Source organism: Pedobacter sp. 05T44 (assembly GCF_056395985.1).
The window spans coordinates 62,750-83,808 of the sequence record NZ_JBFTKO010000009.1; the positions used below are offsets into that span (position 1 = coordinate 62,750).

At 37.9% G+C, this 21,059-nt stretch carries 20 protein-coding genes; 9 read left to right on the top strand and 11 right to left on the bottom strand.

From position 1 onward, the window contains the following. The first annotated feature begins 87 nt into the window (after positions 1-87). From AC1DDK_RS15135 to AC1DDK_RS15150, 4 genes are all read left to right on the top strand, one after another. The gene (locus AC1DDK_RS15135; protein WP_288882642.1) at positions 88-2,445 is read left to right on the top strand and encodes an outer membrane beta-barrel family protein; all 2,358 of its coding nucleotides are present in this window, start codon (positions 88-90) and stop codon (positions 2,443-2,445) included. A 48-nt stretch (positions 2,446-2,493) separates the two neighbouring features. After that, the gene (locus tag AC1DDK_RS15140) at positions 2,494-2,985 is read left to right on the top strand and encodes a GNAT family N-acetyltransferase (RefSeq protein ID WP_288882643.1); all 492 of its coding nucleotides are present in this window, start codon (positions 2,494-2,496) and stop codon (positions 2,983-2,985) included. 379 nt (positions 2,986-3,364) lie between these two features. Next, positions 3,365-4,168 (top strand): sensor histidine kinase, encoded by an 804-nt coding sequence (locus AC1DDK_RS15145; RefSeq protein ID WP_337717408.1) that lies wholly within the window; start codon positions 3,365-3,367, stop codon positions 4,166-4,168. Between the two features lies 1 nt (position 4,169). Continuing rightward, on the top strand, positions 4,170-4,889 hold the full coding sequence (locus tag AC1DDK_RS15150; RefSeq protein ID WP_288882647.1) for a LytR/AlgR family response regulator transcription factor: 720 nt from the start codon (positions 4,170-4,172) through the stop codon (positions 4,887-4,889). A gap of 335 nt (positions 4,890-5,224) precedes the next feature. Here AC1DDK_RS15150 and AC1DDK_RS15155 read toward each other — a convergent pair whose 3' ends face one another. The 5 genes from AC1DDK_RS15155 to AC1DDK_RS15175 form a co-directional block, all read right to left on the bottom strand. Beyond that, positions 5,225-5,788, bottom strand: coding sequence for a cupin domain-containing protein (locus tag AC1DDK_RS15155; RefSeq protein ID WP_288882649.1), 564 nt, complete (start codon positions 5,786-5,788; stop codon positions 5,225-5,227). An 889-nt stretch (positions 5,789-6,677) separates the two neighbouring features. Further along, positions 6,678-7,547 (bottom strand): helix-turn-helix transcriptional regulator, encoded by an 870-nt coding sequence (locus tag AC1DDK_RS15160; RefSeq protein ID WP_288882651.1) that lies wholly within the window; start codon positions 7,545-7,547, stop codon positions 6,678-6,680. A 5-nt stretch (positions 7,548-7,552) separates the two neighbouring features. Beyond that, positions 7,553-7,927 (bottom strand): VOC family protein, encoded by a 375-nt coding sequence (locus tag AC1DDK_RS15165; RefSeq protein WP_288882653.1) that lies wholly within the window; start codon positions 7,925-7,927, stop codon positions 7,553-7,555. Between the two features lie 252 nt (positions 7,928-8,179). After that, positions 8,180-8,656 carry a hypothetical protein gene (locus AC1DDK_RS15170; RefSeq protein ID WP_288882655.1) on the bottom strand — a complete coding sequence of 159 codons (477 nt, stop codon included), beginning with the start codon at positions 8,654-8,656 and terminating at the stop codon, positions 8,180-8,182. Positions 8,657-8,940: 284 nt separating this feature from the next. Continuing rightward, positions 8,941-10,785, bottom strand: coding sequence for a tetratricopeptide repeat-containing sensor histidine kinase (locus AC1DDK_RS15175; RefSeq protein ID WP_288882657.1), 1,845 nt, complete (start codon positions 10,783-10,785; stop codon positions 8,941-8,943). A gap of 692 nt (positions 10,786-11,477) precedes the next feature. Here AC1DDK_RS15175 and AC1DDK_RS15180 point away from each other — a divergent pair. Next, on the top strand, positions 11,478-12,152 hold the full coding sequence (locus tag AC1DDK_RS15180; protein WP_288882658.1) for an SDR family NAD(P)-dependent oxidoreductase: 675 nt from the start codon (positions 11,478-11,480) through the stop codon (positions 12,150-12,152). Positions 12,153-12,367: 215 nt separating this feature from the next. Here AC1DDK_RS15180 and AC1DDK_RS15185 read toward each other — a convergent pair whose 3' ends face one another. Beyond that, entirely contained in the window at positions 12,368-12,730 is a 363-nt protein-coding gene (locus AC1DDK_RS15185) for a winged helix-turn-helix transcriptional regulator (RefSeq protein ID WP_288882659.1), read from the bottom strand. Positions 12,731-13,110: 380 nt separating this feature from the next. On the opposite strand from AC1DDK_RS15185, the gene AC1DDK_RS15190 reads away from it, so the two are divergent. The 3 genes from AC1DDK_RS15190 (at position 13,111) to AC1DDK_RS15200 (ending at position 15,935) form a co-directional block, all read left to right on the top strand. Then, positions 13,111-13,626 (top strand): nuclear transport factor 2 family protein, encoded by a 516-nt coding sequence (locus tag AC1DDK_RS15190; protein ID WP_288882661.1) that lies wholly within the window; start codon positions 13,111-13,113, stop codon positions 13,624-13,626. Positions 13,627-14,128: 502 nt separating this feature from the next. Continuing rightward, a complete protein-coding gene (locus AC1DDK_RS15195; RefSeq protein WP_337717406.1) occupies positions 14,129-15,388 on the top strand; it encodes a DUF6252 domain-containing protein in 1,260 nt (419 codons plus the stop codon). Positions 15,389-15,632: 244 nt separating this feature from the next. Further along, positions 15,633-15,935, top strand: coding sequence for an antibiotic biosynthesis monooxygenase family protein (locus AC1DDK_RS15200; protein WP_288882665.1), 303 nt, complete (start codon positions 15,633-15,635; stop codon positions 15,933-15,935). 68 nt (positions 15,936-16,003) lie between these two features. Here AC1DDK_RS15200 and AC1DDK_RS15205 read toward each other — a convergent pair whose 3' ends face one another. The 4 genes from AC1DDK_RS15205 to AC1DDK_RS15220 form a co-directional block, all read right to left on the bottom strand. Continuing rightward, positions 16,004-16,672, bottom strand: coding sequence for a GIN domain-containing protein (locus AC1DDK_RS15205; RefSeq protein WP_288882666.1), 669 nt, complete (start codon positions 16,670-16,672; stop codon positions 16,004-16,006). A 688-nt stretch (positions 16,673-17,360) separates the two neighbouring features. Then, positions 17,361-18,614 (bottom strand): hypothetical protein, encoded by a 1,254-nt coding sequence (locus AC1DDK_RS15210; protein ID WP_288882667.1) that lies wholly within the window; start codon positions 18,612-18,614, stop codon positions 17,361-17,363. Between the two features lie 262 nt (positions 18,615-18,876). Further along, positions 18,877-19,014 carry a hypothetical protein gene (locus AC1DDK_RS15215; protein WP_288882668.1) on the bottom strand — a complete coding sequence of 46 codons (138 nt, stop codon included), beginning with the start codon at positions 19,012-19,014 and terminating at the stop codon, positions 18,877-18,879. A 148-nt stretch (positions 19,015-19,162) separates the two neighbouring features. After that, entirely contained in the window at positions 19,163-19,291 is a 129-nt protein-coding gene (locus AC1DDK_RS15220) for a hypothetical protein (protein ID WP_288882669.1), read from the bottom strand. Positions 19,292-19,449: 158 nt separating this feature from the next. Here AC1DDK_RS15220 and AC1DDK_RS15225 point away from each other — a divergent pair, with 158 nt between their 5' ends. Beyond that, positions 19,450-19,674 (top strand): hypothetical protein, encoded by a 225-nt coding sequence (locus AC1DDK_RS15225; protein ID WP_288882670.1) that lies wholly within the window; start codon positions 19,450-19,452, stop codon positions 19,672-19,674. A gap of 3 nt (positions 19,675-19,677) precedes the next feature. Here the strand turns inward: AC1DDK_RS15225 and AC1DDK_RS15230 are convergent, their stop codons facing one another. Further along, positions 19,678-20,916 (bottom strand): hypothetical protein, encoded by a 1,239-nt coding sequence (locus AC1DDK_RS15230; protein ID WP_288882672.1) that lies wholly within the window; start codon positions 20,914-20,916, stop codon positions 19,678-19,680. Between the last annotated feature and the right edge of the window lie 143 nt (positions 20,917-21,059).

The following is a 21,059-nucleotide window of genomic DNA, read 5'->3' on the forward strand; positions in this document are numbered from 1 at the left end:
AAGTTGAATATGAGAACTATTAAAACTATCTGTTTTGCATTTTTTCTTGCCCTAACATATCACCATGTTTCTGCACAACAACTATCAATGTTCGAGATTACTGGACAATTATCCAACCTCAAACCAGATCAGCTCAGCGGCATTAGTGTAAATTTAATAAAAGCTGAGACGAAAAAGCTGGTAAAAATTGAGTTTCCAGATACTGCCGGAAAATTCATTTTTAATCAAATAGAAAAAGGAAATTACCATGTTGTCGTTAAAAGTCTTGCTTTCAAGAATTATGAATCTAACCTCATTGTTTTGACTCAAAATTTTAATCTCGGTGATCTTCACCTTGTTGCCAAGGTACATGCATTAGATGAAGTAAATATCGTTGGTAATAAGCCTTTCATCCAACAACAACATGATAAAACAGTATTGAATGTCGCAAGTTCCATTGCCGCCACAGGAAGCAATGCACTAGACCTACTTAGTAAAGCACCCGGTGTTAATGTAGATCCCAGCGAAAATATATCGATGAGAGGAAAACCGGGTGTTTTGGTGATGGTCGATGGAAAATTACTCCCTATATCTGGACAAGAGCTATCAACTATATTAAAAAGTATCTCTGGGGATCAAATTGATAGAATAGAATTAATTACTAGTCCATCTGCTAAATATGATGCGTCAGGAAACTCAGGGATTATTGACATTAGATTGAAAAAGGGCCTTAAAGAGGGTCTCAATGGTAATTTAGCAGTTAGTTTCGGCCAAGGTGTATATAACAAAGTAAATCCATCTGCTAATGTTAATCTAAAAATTGGAAAATTAAACTTATTTGGTTCTTATACCTATTCACTCAACAATGACTTTGTAGATTTAGCCATGCAACGATTTTTTTCAGCTGCAGGAACCATTACTGGAGGTAATTCTTATCAAAATTATTTCAAGATGAATATGAACAACCATAACGTCCGGTTAGGTGGGGATTTAAACATTAGCGAAAACGTAATTGTCGGATTTATAGCCAATGGTATTTTTATAGCTGGAGAGCTGGGCAGCAATAGTAAAGCACAATCTTTTGATGCGAATCAAAATAGCACCGGCTATTTTAATACCACAGGTATATTACAGCCTGTACGTAATAACGAAAGTATCAATTTCAACTACAAGCACACACTGGATAAAGAAGGTCAGTCTATTAGTTTAGATTTAGATTATGCTGATTATGGAGCAATAGGCCTACAAGATTACCTTACCACTTACTCGGACAACAACGGAATTAAAAATAAAGACGATTATATTTTACATGGCGATCTGAATGGTGACCTTAAAATTAAATCCTTTAAAAGTGATTATAGCAAAAAATTAAAATCCCTTGATATAAAATTAGATCTTGGCTTAAAAAGTAGCTTCGTTACGACCAAAGACAATATTGCTTTTTATAATCTGGTTAATAAAACCAGCACTTTAGATGTAGATAAGAGCAATAATTTCAATTATAAAGAATGGATAAATGCCATCTACATTAACGCTTCCAAAAAATGGGAAAAAATAAATGCTCAATTCGGATTGAGGTTAGAACGAACTCAGGCAGAAGGTATACAGTTAACCAATCTCTCTCAATTTGAACGTAAATACCTTCAACTATTTCCAAGTATACAGTTTGGTTATAATTTAAGCAAAGTCCATGAGCTAAATATAGCCCTTACCCGAAGGATCAATAGGCCAACTTACCAACAGTTAAATCCATTTAAAGTGTTTTTAGATCCACTCACGTCTTCTACCGGAAATCCATTACTCAACCCCGAAATCACCACCTCATTTGAACTAAGTCATACATGGGGAGGGAAATATCTTACCAAATTTGGGTACAGCATAACCACAGATAAAATTCTTTCTATACTTTCTCCTGATGTTAAGCCCAGCTCAATCATACAAACAGGTAGAAACTTAGCCCGGTATGACTATTATACTTTAAGCTTTAGTGCACCGATTACAATTGGCAAATGGTTAACCAGCAATGTCAATGCGTTGGTGTATTATGGAAAGTACAGCGGCAATATTGCAAATACCGACATAGGAAACAATAGGGTTACTTTTAGCTTAACTAGTACGAACATGATTACTTTCAATTCCAATACCAGTTTGGAAATTAATGGTAAATATGACAGCAGACGATACTATGGTATCATGGATATTAAACCGACTTGGTATACTGGCCTAGCAATTCAAAGACAAATTTTAGCAAAAAAAGCCAGTTTAAAATTAAACATTACTGACGTTTTTTATACCAGAAAAACCAATGCCAGTAACATACTAACTGGTTACACCGAATTTTTCCGGCAAAAAGGAGACTCCAGAGTAGGCACGTTTTCATTTAGCTATAAATTTGGGAGTAATAAATCTTCAAATACTAAAAAACAAACTGGAGGTGCAGAAGATGAAAAGAGAAGAGCTAACTAGCTGATAAGACAAACAACCTTAATGATGTAACACCCAAAATTAAAATAGATGAAACAGAAGTACACGAGCCAACGACTAGAATTAAGTAGACTTTCCCTATCAGACAGTGAGTTCATACAACAATTAGTTAATACGCCTGGCTGGTTAAAATTTATAGGCGAAAGAAATGTGAAATCAATAGCTATGGCAATTGAGTATGTAGATAAAATTATCCAAAACCCAATTTTATATTACTGGACTGTACGGTACAACGATATACCTATTGGGATCATAACCATCATTCAACGTGACTATCTACCACTTCAAGATTTTGGTTTCGCCTTTTTACCACAATATGAAAAACAGGGTTTCGCTTTTGAAGCTGCAACAGCGGTGTTAAACGATTTCAAGACAATTGAAAACCATCCTGAGCTTTTGGCTACAACGGTGCCAGCGAATGAAAATTCAATTCGATTGTTAGAAAAGCTAGGATTTGGGCTTAAAGAAAAAATAGTGGCAAATGACGTACCCTTATTGCTTTACAAGTTAAACGACGACTGAAAAATTATATCACAAAAATCGTTGAACAATTAGTAATCCGTCGACAGAACACAGCCTTATATCTATGTTATAGCGTTAAATTTTTCGATTATAGTAAATTCGGCCAAATTTGTGGTCTAATTTAATGGAGAATAAAATATCAAACCATCTTTTACTATGGTTTTTCTGCGCATTGATCCTAACCGGAATATACTCAATTGGCCTACCTAGTTTTTATGTAGCGGCAATTGTCATTCTGCTATTGCTGCCGGTCCATATCATTTACTATTATAGTGTAACGATTTGGCTGATACCCCAAAACTTGAACAAGAAGAAATGCAGCGTCTTAATCCTAGGTATATTAGCCTGTTGCATCTTCTGTACGCTGCTATTTCGAATTATGGAAATCACCATAGTAGATCCTTACATCTTAAAGAAGATGCAGGCACAATCTCCAGGTTTCAAATGGAAAAAGCTGAATGGTACTTTTATAGAACAGCTGATCAACCCCATTTATTTAATCAATGCACTAGAACAAAGCAATACGGTAATTTGGATTGCCATATCTATTAAATATTTTAAAATCTGGTTTGAAAGAAGGCAGGTTGTACTTCAATCGGAGGTCGATTTTCTAAAAGCAAAACTTAATCCTCATTTCCTGTTCAATACGCTTAATAATCTATATGCATTGACCTTGATTAAATCTCCAGAATCTCCTAAAATAGTACTTGGCTTGTCCAGTATTTTAAGATATATGCTTAATGAATGTCATCACTCAAGTGTACCGTTAAAAAGGGATATCGAAATTTTAAACAGCTATGTTGAACTTGAAAAAATTAGGTACGACGATCGATTAGATCTTTCTTTTAGTATTAATGGAGAAATTCTAGAACAAAGAATCCCCCCTCTTTTAATGTTCCCCCTAGTAGAGAATGCTTTTAGGGAAGGTATAAGCGAGACTATCGAAGATCCCTGGATAAATATTAACTTGGAAATCAAAGGCTGTAATATTAAATTTAAGGTATCTCATAGTTTACCCAAATTTAAACCCTTAAGTCAAACAGACACCTTTGAGCTCAATGGGCTTAAAAACCTACATAAAAAATTAGAGGCACAATTTTCTGGCGGTTATGAATTGAAGATGCATGAAGGAGAAGAAATGTCGATAGCAATTATGCAATTAGACCTCACAAAACAGTATTAAGATGAAGATCAAAACATTAATTGTGGATGATGAGCCACATGCCATTGAAGTAATTGAGAGCCATATATCAAACTTCTCAGAACTTGATATTGTTGCAAAATGTAGTAATGCCATTGAAGCTTTTAAAATTTTGCAGCAAACAAAAGTAGATCTTATTTTTTTAGACATAAAAATGCCGGGTCTAACAGGAACTGATTTTATCAGGAATCTTAAAAATCCGCCAAAAGTAATCTTCACGACTGCCTTTGAAAATTATGCACTCGAAGGTTTCGACTTAAATGCTATCGACTATTTATTAAAACCCATTGGATTTGATCGGTTTCTTAAAGCTATTGAAAAGTTATTCACCTTACAAAAAGCCAATTACCAAAAAATAAGCTTGGTTGAAAAACCTGCAGAACAAAAAACAGATACTTTTCTTTATCTAAGAGTAGAACGAAAAATGGTAAAAGTGAATGTAAGTGACATCTATTGGATTGAGAGCTTAAAAGACTACATCAAAGTTGTGCTCAAAGATAAAGTCTTAATCTCAAAACAAATGATCAGTGTAATAGAAGATCTTTTGCCTGAAGATAAATTTGTACGAATCCATCGTTCATTTATTGTTTCCTTATCAAAAGTTGAAAGTTTCCATTCCTATTCTGTAGAACTTTTGGGTAAAGAAATTCCAATTGGCAGAAACTATAAAGCAGCATGCCATAAAAGATTGAGAGAATTGTAAAAATTAGCCCATCTTAAAAATCACATTTCTGTTCGCCTTTATTTTTATCTGGTCATTACTATCCATCAAGTAGTTTCTTCCATCTATTAGTGATTTTCTTGAATTTCGATACTTTAAGGGAAGCGTACAATATTGTTCATTGGCCGAAGTGTTAACTTGCCTGATGCGCTCCTTTCCAAGGATCCTTTCAAAAGAAATACAGCATCATTTTGCATCGTTTGAACTACGGATAAGTTACGGATCCTAAGGCTTGATTTTGTTTACCCAACATATCAAAAATAAAATTCTCTTCATCCTGGTTAATTTCACTTAGTGATTTGAGATCAAATTTTAGCTTATTCAGAAACGGAACAAGATTGCATAGTTGCTATTTTACTTCGATAACGCATTAGCAAAAAAAAGGGGTAGAAAAACAAGTACAACACAGACAGTGTTATTTTACTTAATTTACTCAGCCTGAAACTATTTCTATACCTATTTAATAAATAAAGCATGAGTGGCAATGGTGGTATACCTGCCTTATTGGTTTTGCCCTCATTGGCCAAATTAGTCAATGTATTCAAAAATGCCTCTGTTTGTAACGGCGGAAAAATCTTCCAACTTACCATTGTATCTAAATAGCCCGAATTCCACATGCTATGATGAACACCAGGCTCAATACAAAATTCCTCTCCTTTTTTGTAAATCTTTATCTCTGCATTCATTCTTACGGTTAACTCTCCGGCTAAAACGTTAAATACTTCTTTTTGTATAGGGTGGTAATGCAGTGGCGGCTCATCAGAAAAAGCAGCATATACCGCTTCCATTTCTAATAGCCCATTATTTGCGTCTTTATTACTTTTAATAAACTTAATGACCTGACCTGTTGCTTGGTTTGTAATCTGATAATTTGCCGACATAAATTGCAGTTGAATTAGTTAATTAGTTTTTCAAATTTTCATATTGTGGAAATCTATATCAACAAAAAATGACATAAACGATAAACTAAACTCCGAAATGCCAATTCTTGTCGCCAAAATGCATTATCTAACTGATTGTTCTTGATGCAGCACTTTAAAACATCAAAAGACCAATCAAAGTTATTTTGCAATCTATACCAAATGAATAGAAAAACCGCTCTGAGAGCGGAGTTTGAATACAGCGGTCAACATCTAATCATAGCATTCTTAAACTGGACTCCTTAACCTTGATGAAATTATTGTTTGGGAAAAATTCCTATACATGGCTTTATCTGAAATTCCAGAAGATCAAAGCAGCCCTAAAATACTTGTAAATCTCTATGGATTTACGGCTGAAAGTTTCGATGTGCACAAAAGATTCGGGACCATTGTACCAACCGTATTAGCTAGTTAAGGCTGGGAAGTTGGTCATGTGAACCCATTTGAAGAAAGCGGCACTATAACTCTTACCAATTACAATAGAATAGAATAATGTGTTACAGCTGCACACGTACACCACGATAAAAGTAAAACAGATAAGTATAGTGAGCTTTTAATAGCGAGAATGAACAGTTTTACACTTTATCTCCTTGCGAGATGTAGATCATAAATTACAACTATCGCTCAGACAAAATTAGGATTTGCAGATTTAGCAGCAAGAAAAAACCAAGGACTATTTGTTCGGGTATGGCAATATCAAAAGAGAGGATAAAAAACATCCAACAATACCAAAGGCCTTTGAACGAACACTAGGGCAATACTTAAGGATATTACCCTATGAACACCATACAGCTAGTTAACAATAATATTCAATATCAGAAATTCAATTAAGTCACCCTTGAATTCTTTATCACTCAACTTGAAACAAAGCCTTTCTATATTTAAGAGGTGATAATTTAAATTGTGCCTTGAAAACTCTTATAAATGAGCTGGTAGATTCATAACCAACAGCAAATGCAATTTCATTAATGGGACCATTTTCAGTACTCAATAAATTCTTAGCTCGGTTTAATCTCGTTAGCATTAAGTACTGATAAGGCGACATGCCGAATACCTGCTTAAAAGTTCGCAACAAATGGTTAACGGACAAAAATGATGCGCTTGCGACATCCTCCAAATTGAAATTTCTGTTATAATTATTACTAATAAATTCCTTGGCCAGACAAACTCGTTTAAAAATCTCTTTTTTTGTATCTGCACGCACACAATCTAATGCATCTACAGATGCCTTGTAATTTTTATAATATGCTGAATAGTAAATCTTGAGAAAATGACGGATATATTCATTCATCAAGGTTTCATCTTCATTTTTCGCCTGAATCTGTTTATACATATTTAGGAGGTTATACTGCATATCACCAGCAAGGGGATAAATCGATTGGTAAGGAAAGGCCTCCTGCGGTAGCATAGTGCCAACAAAAAAGTCATCATCAACTCCGTTTTCTGTTTTAAAAGCACTTAAAAACTCCTTTGTAATTGATATCGACAAAACTTTCACCATTTCATCAGATTCAACAGCACTTGTATAGTCAGTATCAGGTGCCAATAGCATAAAATTATCCGGAAAAAGCATAATCTCCTTTCTTCTAAACTTGAAGTACTGCTGCCCACTTAAAACCGCCTTAATTGTAAAATGCTCTTCCTTCTTTTGCCAGCTGTTACTTGACATACTTCTAATATCAATTGAATTTTTATTGGCAAACTCTTTATGTATTTTCATCCTTGTTACAGTATTTTTTTCTCATAAATACGCTCTTCCAGCAAAGTGAATACGTTACCATAAGGGTCTATAAATTCAGCTTCCAAACCTTTGTCATTGTAATCAGGCACTTTTGCAAATACAACACCATTTGCTTTTAACTGCAAATAATCTTTAATACAATCTGTTGTGTTTAATACCAGATTCATGCCCTTGACAACCTGTTCCGATTCGATGAGAATGATCCCCATACCAATTGCCACATTACAAAATGCCACATGGTTTTGCATTAAATCAATAATGGGATAGGCTTGTTCAAAACCAAGTACATCTCGATAGAATACACTTCCTTCTTCTAATTTGCTTACATAAATAAAAACGTATTTAACACTCAATTCCATTTTATGATCTATTTAAACAACTACGTTCTTTAAGCAACGAAGTATTTTATTAGATGAAATTACTGCCTTCGATAAAAAAAGAATAGGAATAGAGATATGTGCTATTGGAAAACAGACCAAAGACAAAAAGATAGTCATAAAAGACATCTGTCATCAAAAGCCAGCCATTATTAGGTAAAACCATGTTGTACATCTATAGAATAGTATGATATATCTACAGAAAGACATGAGCCTTAAGGCAATTAAATGCAACTACTGCTTATAAGTTTTATCAGAATGAAAAATTGAGATAATTAAGCCGAACAGACCCGCGGATAAAAAGCAGCCACGCAGCACAATTGCGTTTATCCATTCTGATTGGAGTGAGCTCCAAGAGTTGCTTCCAATTGGATAGTTTTTAAAGGCAGTATTGATCGGGATATTGATTTGAACAGCAATGATCAAATCGACGACAATAGTTATCAAGGCAATTGTAGTGGCCAGAAATGCAAAACTTTTATAGCGCGCCCTCATAAAAACTAAAGATCCGATACCAAAAATCAAAGACATAGCATATAAAGACATGAGCCTTGAGCCGATGACTCCATCTAATAGGTTACGCTGTTCAGCAAACGTAGCTGTGTTCACCTGTTGAAGTGCTGTGGCATTGCCTAGCATATAAAAAATGCCTTGAGAACTCAGCACAGTTACCAAGATTAAAAATACTGACCGAAAGATTGTTAAAATCATAACCTATAGATTTAAATGAAACACTGTTTATTAATAGATAAAAGGATAAATGCTATTGCTCCAAATCCATCGTCAATACCCAAATAGTTTGCTGGGCATATCCGATGATTTTGACCTTAGACGAACAGCGGATCCCTAAAAATTACCAGCTACCACTGCCAAAGCTACCATTAGTGGATAGCCAAAAATATTTCAAAAACACTATTTAATTTTGTTTTACGACTTAGCTGAAAAAAGTCTATTTATGCTGACCTGAAGGGGGGGGGACAGATTGATCTGCAAGCTCAATTAGAAATTGTCAATTCCATGGTAACAATAAATACGTCCTCGATATTGGTGATCTTAAATTTATGACGTTTAGGATATAGTATGTTGAGTCTTTTTTTGATATTTGGTAAACCGATATTGCCATATTTTGCGGTGCTCTTCTCATTTTCCATTTCTAATGGTTTGTTATTCGAAATTTTAAATACAAATGTGTTTCCCTTTATATAAGCCTCCATATTAATCCAGGCTTCATTAATAAGCTTTTCCACGCCATGCTTAAATGCATTTTCAACCAAAGGCAAGATAAGCAATGGAGCAATTTGTATATCCCCAAAATCCTGTTTCACATCCATATTCACCTCCAAGTTTTGAGTATATCTTATTTTTTCAAGCGAAATATAAGCCGAGATGATATGCATTTCTTTCTTTAAATCTACATTTAGTGTGTTGCACTCATATAGTATATACCGTAAAATACTCGATAATCCCAGCACCACGTCCGGTGCTTCATCGGCCTTGGTTATGGTAAGTGCATAAAGATTATTTAAGGTATTGAATAAAAAATGGGGATGTATCTGAGCTTTCAACAAGCTCAGTTCAATAGCTTGATTTTTATTGCGGTATATTAAATAGATGATTACCGAGCCAAGCAAGAGTAAAACTATAGCAGCAATGCCGTATAAAATGTATTTATTCTTCTTTTGCAGTTCAAAATCCTTGTGAATTAACTGTAGCTTCTGGTCCGATAATGCTTTCTCCTTAATCGTCGTTTGGTATTTGATTTCTGTCTCATGAATAGCTTTTTTCATTACCAAATTATTTACCGAATCAGTCATCAGCTTATGCTGCTTTAGCAGAGATAGTGATTTTCTGTATTCTCCCTTGTGCTCATATATTTCTGAACCCAATAAATAAAACTCCCTTACGTCTTCGGCATCCATTTCTTTAACAGCTTGCTGTAAATTCTTGTCGAAATAGAATTTTGCTTTATCATATTCTCCAAGTTTCAGGTAAGTCTCCATCAAGGCTCCTTCCGTATGCAGCTGGATACTTTTCCCATTTTGGACTTTTGCATATAATGGCTCAATTTTATTCAGATTAACCAAGGCCAGTTCATATTTCTTTTGTCTATAATAGACGTGCCCCAGAAATAAGTAGGTAGTTGCCAGAAAATTCATTTCTTTATTTCTACTAAATATTGGCTCTATTTCACGTAGGTGACGCAGGGCAAGATCCGTTTGGTCATTCAACATTTCATCTATAGAGATGTTGAGCAAACTTCTGGCGATAAGTGTACTGTCCTTAAGCTGTAAAGCCAGCTGATAGCCTTTATTTGAATAAAACAATAACTTTTTAGGTTCTCTGAGTTCAAAAAAAATATTAGCTAGAAAGTAATAATACTCAGCTTGTGATCTTTTAAAACCGTATTTTTCTGCTATGGTAATCGCTTTAATTATATTTTCGGTAGCGAGCTGAAGTTTACCAACTGCTCGTTGCTGTTCTGCCATCGCTTGATAAGCTTCTGCCGATTGGAATTTATTCTTTGTTTGTATACTAATAGCCATTAATCGCTTAGCAAGCTGAAATGCTTCCTGATGCGAACCTCTTCTGTTTAAGAGTTTGCGGTAGAGGTTAAGATAGTTAAAATTATATTGCTGAATTGACGACGTATCTTTAAATACACTTGCTTTCTTAAGCGATATTGCTACTTCATTTAAATCACCGTTTTTTAACTTTTCTTTTGCAAGCTTTAAATATCCAGAAACTATTGCAGTGTCAAGTAAGTTGGGTTTCTGAACAGTAGCCCAAACAGTATTTATACTGAAAACAAGAAAAAATACAAGAAACGTTCTAACTCCCATAGGAAAAAAATGGCACTGGCTCAACACATAAAGATACAATTAATCACAAATATGATCATCATTAAGATCGCGGTGTCAGGCAATGAAAAATTTTAATGCAAAATTGGGGAAGTCAATACATGTACTCTACCAATTATTACAGAAGAGACACTTTCGTAGACAAAAAACACAACTAAGCCTATGAACAACTAAAATATAAAATAGAGATTGGAGTAAAAATAAATTGAACTAACCCATTATCGATTAGTCATAGAAACATAGGCAAATAATTAAACATCAAATTTTCACAAATTCAACCCTTCTATTCTGGGCTTTACCGATTACACTTGTATTTTCAGCTATGGACTGTGCTGGTCATTTTCCATCAGTTTATAATGAAGAACTTTTTATGCTACAATAATCCTCCAAACTTTTTTTTGGTGCTTATGCTCTTCTTGTTGATAAAGCAAAGCTAGCATCCGCATTTCCATATAATCGGTTGTCCCATAATTTGAGCTCCGCATCTGCGCTATTTCGTGGATAAGTTGCATCACTAATATTGAGCAGATAAGATAATTCCAACAAACACATTGCTTTAAGTTATTTAAGCTTGATTAAGCTATTTTCATACGCATTGCTATGTTTTTTGTCTACGAGAATTTATTTTTTAGATGATTTAAAGTCACTTCGGATCAAATAAAAATTCAAACAAAATGAATAATACAAGAAATAAAGTAGCCGTAATTACAGGTGGTAATAGTGGAATTGGTCTAGCACTTGCTGAGAACCTATTAAGGGAAGGTTTCTGTGTGCTCATTACTTCCAGATCTGGAGAGGTAACACTATCACATCCTAAATTATCCGTAGTTAAATTAGACCTCAAGGATGAAGCGTCCATTGCAAACTCAAAAATTATCATTGAAAACTTAGTGTCAAAAATTGATTTACTGATCAATAATGCAGGCATAGCTGACGACATTCACTTGTTGAGACCAACGTTGGATTCTTTTAAAGATACCATAGACACTAACTTAACAGGTACGATTTTCTTTACTGAAGCCCTTTTACCCTTATTAAGTCAGGAGGCAGTTGTTGTAAACATTTCTAGCGAAATGGGTCTTTTTGAACACTTGCAATCAAATGCTTATGCTTATCGTATTTCTAAGTCCGGTCTGAATGTTTATACTAAATTACTTGCGCAGTCATACGAAGGTACAGGAATAAAAGTATTCGCTATACACCCCGGGTGGGTACGAACAAAATTGGGAGGAGCACTAGCACCCGTATTGCCTGATGAAGCAGCAAAAGGTATTATAATGGCTATTAAAAAGGAAAAAGATACAGGTATTTATATCAATGTTTATTCAGGTCAAAGCGTTCGTATCTAGTTCTTGCAAGTCAATTTACTATTGATTTCATTTTTTAAGCTATTCATACCCTATTTCAAGTAGTATGTCTATTGTTTTTACGAGAATGGTATTAGGATGTTAATCTTGCAGTACAAATCTTTTCGGTAATTAAGATAGTTGGGAGTGTGTTTTGTGATGGTTTCTCACGAAACCTGAGCGGGCCTTAAAAGCCCGCTTTATTTTTTATTAAAAATTTATAAACTCACACTTAAGTTGGATTTTTGAGTGTTTTTATTTTTAATTTGTCGATCTCCCCAGTCTTTTAAATAGCCAATAAAAGGTATCAACTCTTCTCCAATACTGGTGAGTGTATATTCAACTTTCGGCGGCACCTCATGAAATACATTACGATTTACCAATTGATCATCTTCAAGCTCTCTTAATGTCTGCGTAAGCATTTTTGTGGTAATATCCGGCAAGCTACGTTTCAACTCACCATATCGCAGAATTTGATACAGATGTAAGTGCCATAAAATTCTTCCTTTATATTTCCCTCCAATCCTTCTAAAAGCATAATCAACAGAACAAGCAGGAGCGCTTTTTATTTTTTTCGCCATAATAATAAAATTTAATATACTGATAATCAACAATAGTATACAAATGGTATGTAGAGTACAAAATAGTACATACTTGACACAAGTATATGTATAATATAGTTTTGCTGCAAATAAATATCAATTCACTTTTAACCTTACTATATGGATAAAAATCAACAGCATAAACGGGCATTTTTAATCTGGCTCGCCATTTACCCATTGATTACGATATTATTCTTTCTTTTAGGAGATTGGCTCGTGCCTTTGCCCTTGGCATTACGAACGCTTATTCTTACACTGATAGCAGTACCCATCGTATTTTATGCCATACTTCCAATTTATAACAGAATTTTCAAGAAATGGCTCAATCCAAATTCGTAACAATTAAATAACCCTTAAAAATGAAAAGAACAGTATTAGTCATTTCGACCACTTGCTTACTTGCCTTAGGCGCGAAAGCTCAACACACCACACAAAAAACAACAAACAATAAAAACAGTACAACTATGACCACAGTAAATAAAAGTACAGCACCTGTACAAACATTTTTTTCCGCATTTGGCAAAGGCGATTTTGAAGGCGTTATCAATTCCTTTAGCGATGACTGTAAAATTACCGCAGTTAGAGACGGTAAACGGGAAGATCAACAAATCTATGGGGCATACAATGGTAAGGATGGTGCAAAGGCATTCCTCACCAATCTTGGCAATGCATTTGACACCAAAGCTTTTTCAGTAGAACACTTAGTTGGTGAAGGAAATATTGCATTTGCAAACGGTAAGTTTACACATGTTGTGAAGGTTACTGGTAAAACATTTACTAGTGATTGGTCTTTAATGTGCGAAATTAAAGATGGTAAAATTTCAACTTATCATTTCTATGAAGACTCAGCTAAATATGTAGAAGCCAGTAAATAAAACAGCTATAAAGCCAAAGTATAATCTAATCCTTTGGCTTTATCAACTAAGCAGGAAACACGAGGCTAGTGAGGAAACCAATTCTATTTGTAAGTTCCTTCTGTTTCCGAAAAGCACATTGAATTATCAGGAAGCAATCTTATTTTTCTTCGAGTGTTGAGCAATAAAAAATGCAGAAACAGAGATCATCCAACCTTTATTGTATTCAAACGCGAAAGTTTCCGATGTCCTCCCAAATGATGCATACAAACGTCATAAGTAAAACAGACTCACCTAACTCTGTCCGATCGGCATACAAGTAAATAATCTGCGTCTTTCTAACTTAAAACACGATCTATACGAAATTTAAAATACAGACATACTCTCATTTATTTATTAAAGTCCGACAATTGCAGTTTGTCTTTTATAAAAGGCTGATGGGAGTCTTTTCAATGGTATTTATCTATACTACTTTATATTCCAACTCATAATCGCTCGATTTGTATAAATAATTCTATCTAATATGAAAATCAATAATTCAGACAATCTTTGTTTATTGTTGCTGTTAATCGTGACCATCAGCCTACCTTCCTGCAAGAAATCACCAAAGAAACCAGACCAAGAAGCTTTTACGGCAGTAAAAACCATAAAAGGCGCTACAATCGGTGATGCTATAAAAAAAACAATAGGTGCCGAGGGTGGTAGCTTTTCGTTACCTGATGGCTCAATTACAATTAATATCCCGGCCGGAGCATTAACTAATAACACCGAATTTTCCATCCAGGAGATAGAAAAGAATCTTGCAATTTCTACAGGTCGTGTGTATCGTTTTCTTCCAGAAAATCTTACTTTCAAGAAACCGGTGGATGTAGTACTTAAATATAGCGACAGTGATACGGATGGCACAACTTCAGATTTCCTTTACTTAGTTTACCAAGATAACCAAGGTTTTTGGCACCCTTTAATAAACTCAACGGTAAACCCTTCCTCAAGAAGCTTAAAGGTAACAACGACGCATTTCAGTGATTGGTCGCTAATCAGGGAAGTACATCTTTCATCCAGCAAAAAAGAGCTGGCCGCAGGGGAGGAATGCACTTTGTCTACCTACATCCATGATTACTCGATGAACGACCTTCTGGGTGAGAACAAACCGGTAAGGTCAAATCAAGTGGTAAGCTGGAAGGTCATCAACGGGGTTGGGAGCATTACCGGGGGCAACAATGCCAGCGTTACCTATAAGGCTCCAGCCTCAATAGATAAAAGTGCTACCGCAATCATAGAACTGACCTTGCAAAATCTGGTAAGCAAGAGTAATCCGTCGCGCCCTGGCAAAAGTGGCATGGTGATTATCCGGAAGGAACTGACGCTCTTACCAAACGAGTTCATCAAGTGGACCGCATCTGGCATTGAGCACAACTCCATCTTTTACTCCGCGGGCGTGTTTAACGGGGAAACCATAATCGCCACCACCTCTACAAGTGGCGGGCTAAGTATACACTTAAATGGGGCAAAGGAAGGAACCTATGACCTTGGCGACATGCAGAAACCCTCAAAGGCCGCAATAACCCTGACCCAGGACAACAAGAATTACATCAGCAGCTATACCGAATGCTCAACTGGCAAGAGGATCTACGCAAACGGCAGCATCACGATAACCAAGTTCGAAGATAAACCAAACGGGATCATCGAAGGCCATTTTAGTGCTACGCCCTATAATTACACCAATTGCACCCAAACCAACCGTAAAACAGAGGGTTCATTCAAGATCCTCAGGGGCAATTAACAGACCCACACACTTTGGTGACTGGGTTTGGGGGCTTAGCTGCTGAACCCTACCAGACCTGCGCCTCGGGACATAAGCTAACGAGAACCAACAAAAACACCATGGCAAAAGACGACACCAGCGGGCAAACCACCGGGACTACCGGCAGTCCTTCAGGCTCACCTCAGAAGCTTCAATCCCACAGGACTGATCCCTGTTGGAATCGGGGCATTATTGATCAACAACGCTAACCCAATAAATTCACATGATATTAGAAGTTGCCATACTTAACATCGTCAAGGGTCAAACCAGGGAATTCGAGCAAGCCTTTGTTGAGGCAGGACAAATCATCTCTACCATGGAAGGCTATCTTTGCCACCAGTTGTTACCCTGCCTCGAGAATGACCATAGATATATCTTGCTGGTGGAATGGAAAACCCTTGAGCACCATACCATTGGTTTTAGGGGATCAACGGGTTACCAAACCTGGAAATCGTTGCTGCATCATTTCTATGAGCCATTCCCTACGGTTGAACACTATATCGCCATGGGGCCAAAAGCAAGTTAAAAGTGATTTCGGCAATACTGCCAGGCCTTACAATGATTATTGCCTTGAACAAAGAGACCCGGCTTATGCTAGTACCTGATAACGCGTCCCGTACCGCTCAGCCTAGCCTCAACATGAGGATTACCAGTATAATAGACATTGCCACTTCCGCTGATCACCGCCTGGAGGTTATCGGTAACACCGTTAATGATGTTACCGTTACCGGAAATATTCAAAAAGGCATTTCTGCCTGAGAGGTTTCCGAACCGCACATCACCCTTGCCCGATATGTTGACGTTGACCCGGTCGACCACCATTTTCCCAGTCAATTCAATCGCACCCGAACCGCTGACATCAGCATGCAAGGAAGATTGATTAGGGAAGATACCATCTATTTCAATCTTGGCACTTCCGCTAAGTGAGACCTTGGCAAGCAAGGGCAAGGTGACATGGATCTCCAGATCATCCCTGCCAAGCCTAAAATCCCCGTAACCCAGGGAAATTTCATTGCCAGACACGACGGCCTGATATCTGGAAACCAAATTCGCAGACCCCTCCAACTCAACTTTGTATTCGGTTCCATAGGTAATGAAAACGGGCGTGGACCCACTGGTATGTACATGGGTGAAAGGAACTTGTTTCCTTACCTCAGTGACCTGCCTACCATCAGCATCGATCCTTTCTTTTTCACATGACGGAAAAAGAAACAAGAGCGGTAAGGCAAGCAACGGAGTAACGATTTTTTTTAAACACATCATACAAGGGTTTTTGGGAAATTGAAGCCGCGGCGGTCGGAAATCACCATCCCACCTCCCCTTAGCTCCAATCGCCCCTATCTATACCAACAACATTAACAACTGATTTCCTGGGCCTGAGGATCCTGGACATCGTAGCAACGTCGATCGGGAAATCATCCCAATCCGACCCTAGCCCAAATGCCTTTGACAAAGTCTAAGCTGCAAACCAAGCCCCAAAGCTACCCGAAAGAAAGGCCCCAAAATATTCCCAGAACACCAATTGGCAATGCGATGGCATAAGCGAGATGAACTATTGCTAAAGAAGGGATTATTCCCTACCAAAATGATCTCCAAGGCATTTCATCGACAAACGCAAAGCGTCTGTTCGTCCTGGAATTACTTACATGTCCCTATATGTCCTATATGGTGAAGAAATAAAGTGTTCTAACTGGCAAGAGCAATAGGCTTGCACCAATGGGGCTTATTTAGAATAACTATGTCAATATTTTGCTCTATGCTATTACCACTGCTTCATCCCTGCTACCCTCCAACACCTCAATCTTATCTTGACCTCACTTGTTATATGGCTTAAAGTAATTTCAAATACAAAAAGGGATCGCCAAATTTGACAACCCCTTGCAGAAACCTGGTGAAATCTTGAACTAATGTTCAGGTAACATGTCTTAAAGCTTCGTTTAACCTAATGTGGTTACTTTGCTTTGTACCTGAAATCTACCTCAATTGGAACTGATTTTATCCAACAATAATTACCCGAAGATGTTTTTTCCCGCATTCGAATAACTCCTTCAATATTTCCGGTAATCAGCCCATTTTTATTTTCAATGACCACAATATCTCCTTTTGTGAATAAATTTCCAGCTGGAATACAGTCTGTGTAAGTAGTAGAAAAATAGTTTCCAAGGAAGTAGGAAAAGCTCACCCATGTACCTTCATTAAAATCATATTTTCCAAAAGTATTTTTGGGCGCATTAATAGAAATTCTGGTAGAGTTATGGCTAGTAAAGGTAACTGACATGCCATCCCCGGGGGCTACATTGATTCCGCCGACACCAAAGGAGTCTGTCGATGTACCATCAACAAGTGCATAACAATAATTTTCAGCCAAGCGGTCTACATAAATTTGCAAATTTTGATCTTGCCATCCATCTACTCCTTTTACTACAGCTTCGATACCTGTAACCCGTTGGTATGGAGGATAGGTAGAAGGGGCTGTGAAAGTTGCCGAAGTAGATTCGCCCCTAGTTACCGTCCCACGATTTTCGGTCCCACCAGTACCATAGAGGCGCCATTCCTTAACTAACTTGGAACTAATTTCTCCCTCTGGAGCCAACATATCATCATCGTCACCAGGATTTCCAGATGGAAGCGTCGGCCAGTGCTTAACCGTTAACGTTGTACTTTCTCCTTTTTCCAATCGTTTTTTTCCTGTTATTTCTATGTAGTAAAGTGGAATGGAAGACCAATCGCTAAAATGTCGCGTATTAGCGGTTATGGTTTCTTCGCTCCGGTTAAGGATGCCATTTTTAACTACATGCCAATATCCATGCTTATCTTGGTAAATGGGACGAATGGTACCAATAGCCATGTGGTTCTCATACTTGAAAGGCATCACAATCTGGACGTCTTTTTGGAATTGTACATCTTCAGGCAAGAAACGATAGGTGTCACTAGAAACACCTCCATTCGGCAACGTTGTTTTTACCTCTTGAACACTAAAATTAATATCCTTATCAACTGCTCCTGGGGGAATTACTAATTTAAGCTGGCTATTCGGTACGGTAAGTGTACCACCAGCCGCCCCAATGGTTTGGCTCACCGCTGTTCCAACTAATTCCGCATGCGGAGTTTTTACTGCACCTGGTATAACCACCTCTGGATCCGGCTCTGGCTCAATGTGAGGTTTCTTTTTGCAGGAGATAATCGCCACGACTAAAACTAGCAAGCATAGGTAGTTCTTTATTTTTTTCATAATACACAAATTTTTATTTTTTACCCCTCTTCGGGATGTAAAAATCATGGTGTTTCGTTAAGTGAGCAAAAGGAATTGCCATACGCAATGAAACTGCCTACCAATAACATTTAATCATCGACTAAAAAACATTTTGGAATAGATATGCTTTGCAACAAAGACTGGAGGTAATTATATATTGAGTTGAGCGAAATAACAACAAAAGCATTTAATTCGTAAAAATCGATTAAAGCCCTTAGGTGAAAGGAATTTGTTTCCTTACCTCAGTGACTTGCCTACCATCGGCATCGATCCTTTCTTTTTCACATGACGGGAAAAGAAACAAGAGCGGTAAGGCAAGCAACGGAGTAATGATTTTTTTTAACCACATCATACAAGGGTTGTTGGGAAATTGAAGCCTCGGTGGTCGGAAATCACTATCCCACGTGCCCTTAGATCCAATCGCCCCGATCAATACCAATGACATTAACTGGTTTCCTGGACCCTAGACAAAGTCCCGCATACAGAACCAATAGCCAAAGCTACCTGAAAGAAAGCTCACAAAACATTCCCAGAACACCAATTGGCAATGCGATGGCGTAAGAGTGGCGAAGTGACGTGTCTATCGCGAACTTCTTTGCACCGTGTCCAAGGTGGATAAATTTAACCATCCATTGGCATATCAACCGCGACCGAAATGACCAGGCGTCCAATCAAATTAGATTAGCTAGTGCGGTCAATAATCGCCATTATAGCCCATCAGATCCTGATGCCCGGATATCCACAAAACCAGGAAAAATCACGAGATTGAATTTTTCGACACAAATTGATGTCGATACACAAAACCATGTATTTACCCATATACATGCATTTCATGCAGATAAAGGATGGGCAGTGCCTCCTTGAAGTTCTGAGCAGCATGATTGATAATCTGAAAGAAAATGGGTTAGAAATAAAGGAGATACTTGCCGATACGGTTTATAGCAGTAAAAACGACCGCTACGCATATCCACAAAAAAAGCCCCAACTTGTGATGGGGCCTGCCAGAGAATGAAAGTTATTTCTTCCGGTACCGAAATTCGGCCCAGATAACAAAGGACTTCTTATAGCAATTACCCGATGGGTCACGAAAGCGTATCTGACCACTCACCTCGCCCGAGACCAAGCCATTCTCTACTCCCGTGACCAGGATCTGACCGTCGGTAAACAAGGCTTCCGATGACCCACATTCGTTATAGGTAGAAGCATAATAATCATGCCCATCAACAAAAGAGGAAACAAAGGCCTTATTCTCGCCAAACGGCTTTACCCCGAACGTCTGGGTCGGTGCCTCTATGTGAAACCTATAGCTGTCCTTGTTCCCATAGAAATTCACGTACATCTTATCGCTGTACCACACATCGGTACGATCGGAATAGAAAAGATACTCATTATTGAAGGTCCAAAGGCAATACTCATCGGGACGTAACTTTACCTTGTATTGCAAAATGACAGGTTGCAGCGGCTTTTCACCAACCCCCTGGAGTTCCACTTCCACGGTTGCAGTCTTGACAACTGTCAATGTCGCAGGAGCGGTGTAGGTCGCCTTGGTCGATTGCCCGCCGGTTACCGTCCCGTATCCAGTCGCACCATAGGCAATCCGCCATTGTTTCACCTTGCTCGCGTCCAGTGGTACATCAGGTGCCAAAAGGTCATCATCCGACACTGATGGCAGAAAGGCGATTTCCAGCTCAGTACTCTGGGATTTATCAAGCGCGTTTTTACCATTGTTCTTGATATAGAGGTTGGCAACCGCCCCCCAATCGCTAAAATGCCTTGTTTTTGCCGTTACCGTTCGGTTATTTTCATCAACCAAGGCCTCCTTTACCATGTGCCAATAGCCCTTTCCATCCTGGTATGCTAAATGAAGCGCTTGCGGGGAGGTATTGGTAAGTGGTTCGTATGGCAGGGTTATTTCCACGTCTTTCTTAAACTGCACATTCTCCGGCAGAAACCGGTAGGCCTTGCCAACGGCCCCATTGGGTAGCGTATTGGTGACTTCACTAACGGTGACCTTCACCTCGCCATCCAACGCGCCTGCAGGGACACTTAGTTTTAGCTTGGTGCCAACGATTGTCAACTGTCCGCCGCCCGGACCTATCGTTTGCTCGGTGGCAAGTCCAACCACCGTACCATGGGCCACCGGCTTGACACCACCAGGCTTTTCTTCCTCAAAGGGAGCCGCAGGCTTCTTCTTGCAGGAAAGGACCATCATACCCAACAAGAGCATAAAGATCAGTTTTGTTGTTTTTTTCATTGTAAATTATCTAATATGGACGCCTAGTTACGCACCAGACTTTGCCACTAACATCCGCAAACCGAAAACAGTTTCGAAGCTCCGTTGATGGATAGCTGCAATTCGTCGACCAATCGCCACTGAACCTGCTTAGACGGCTAAAT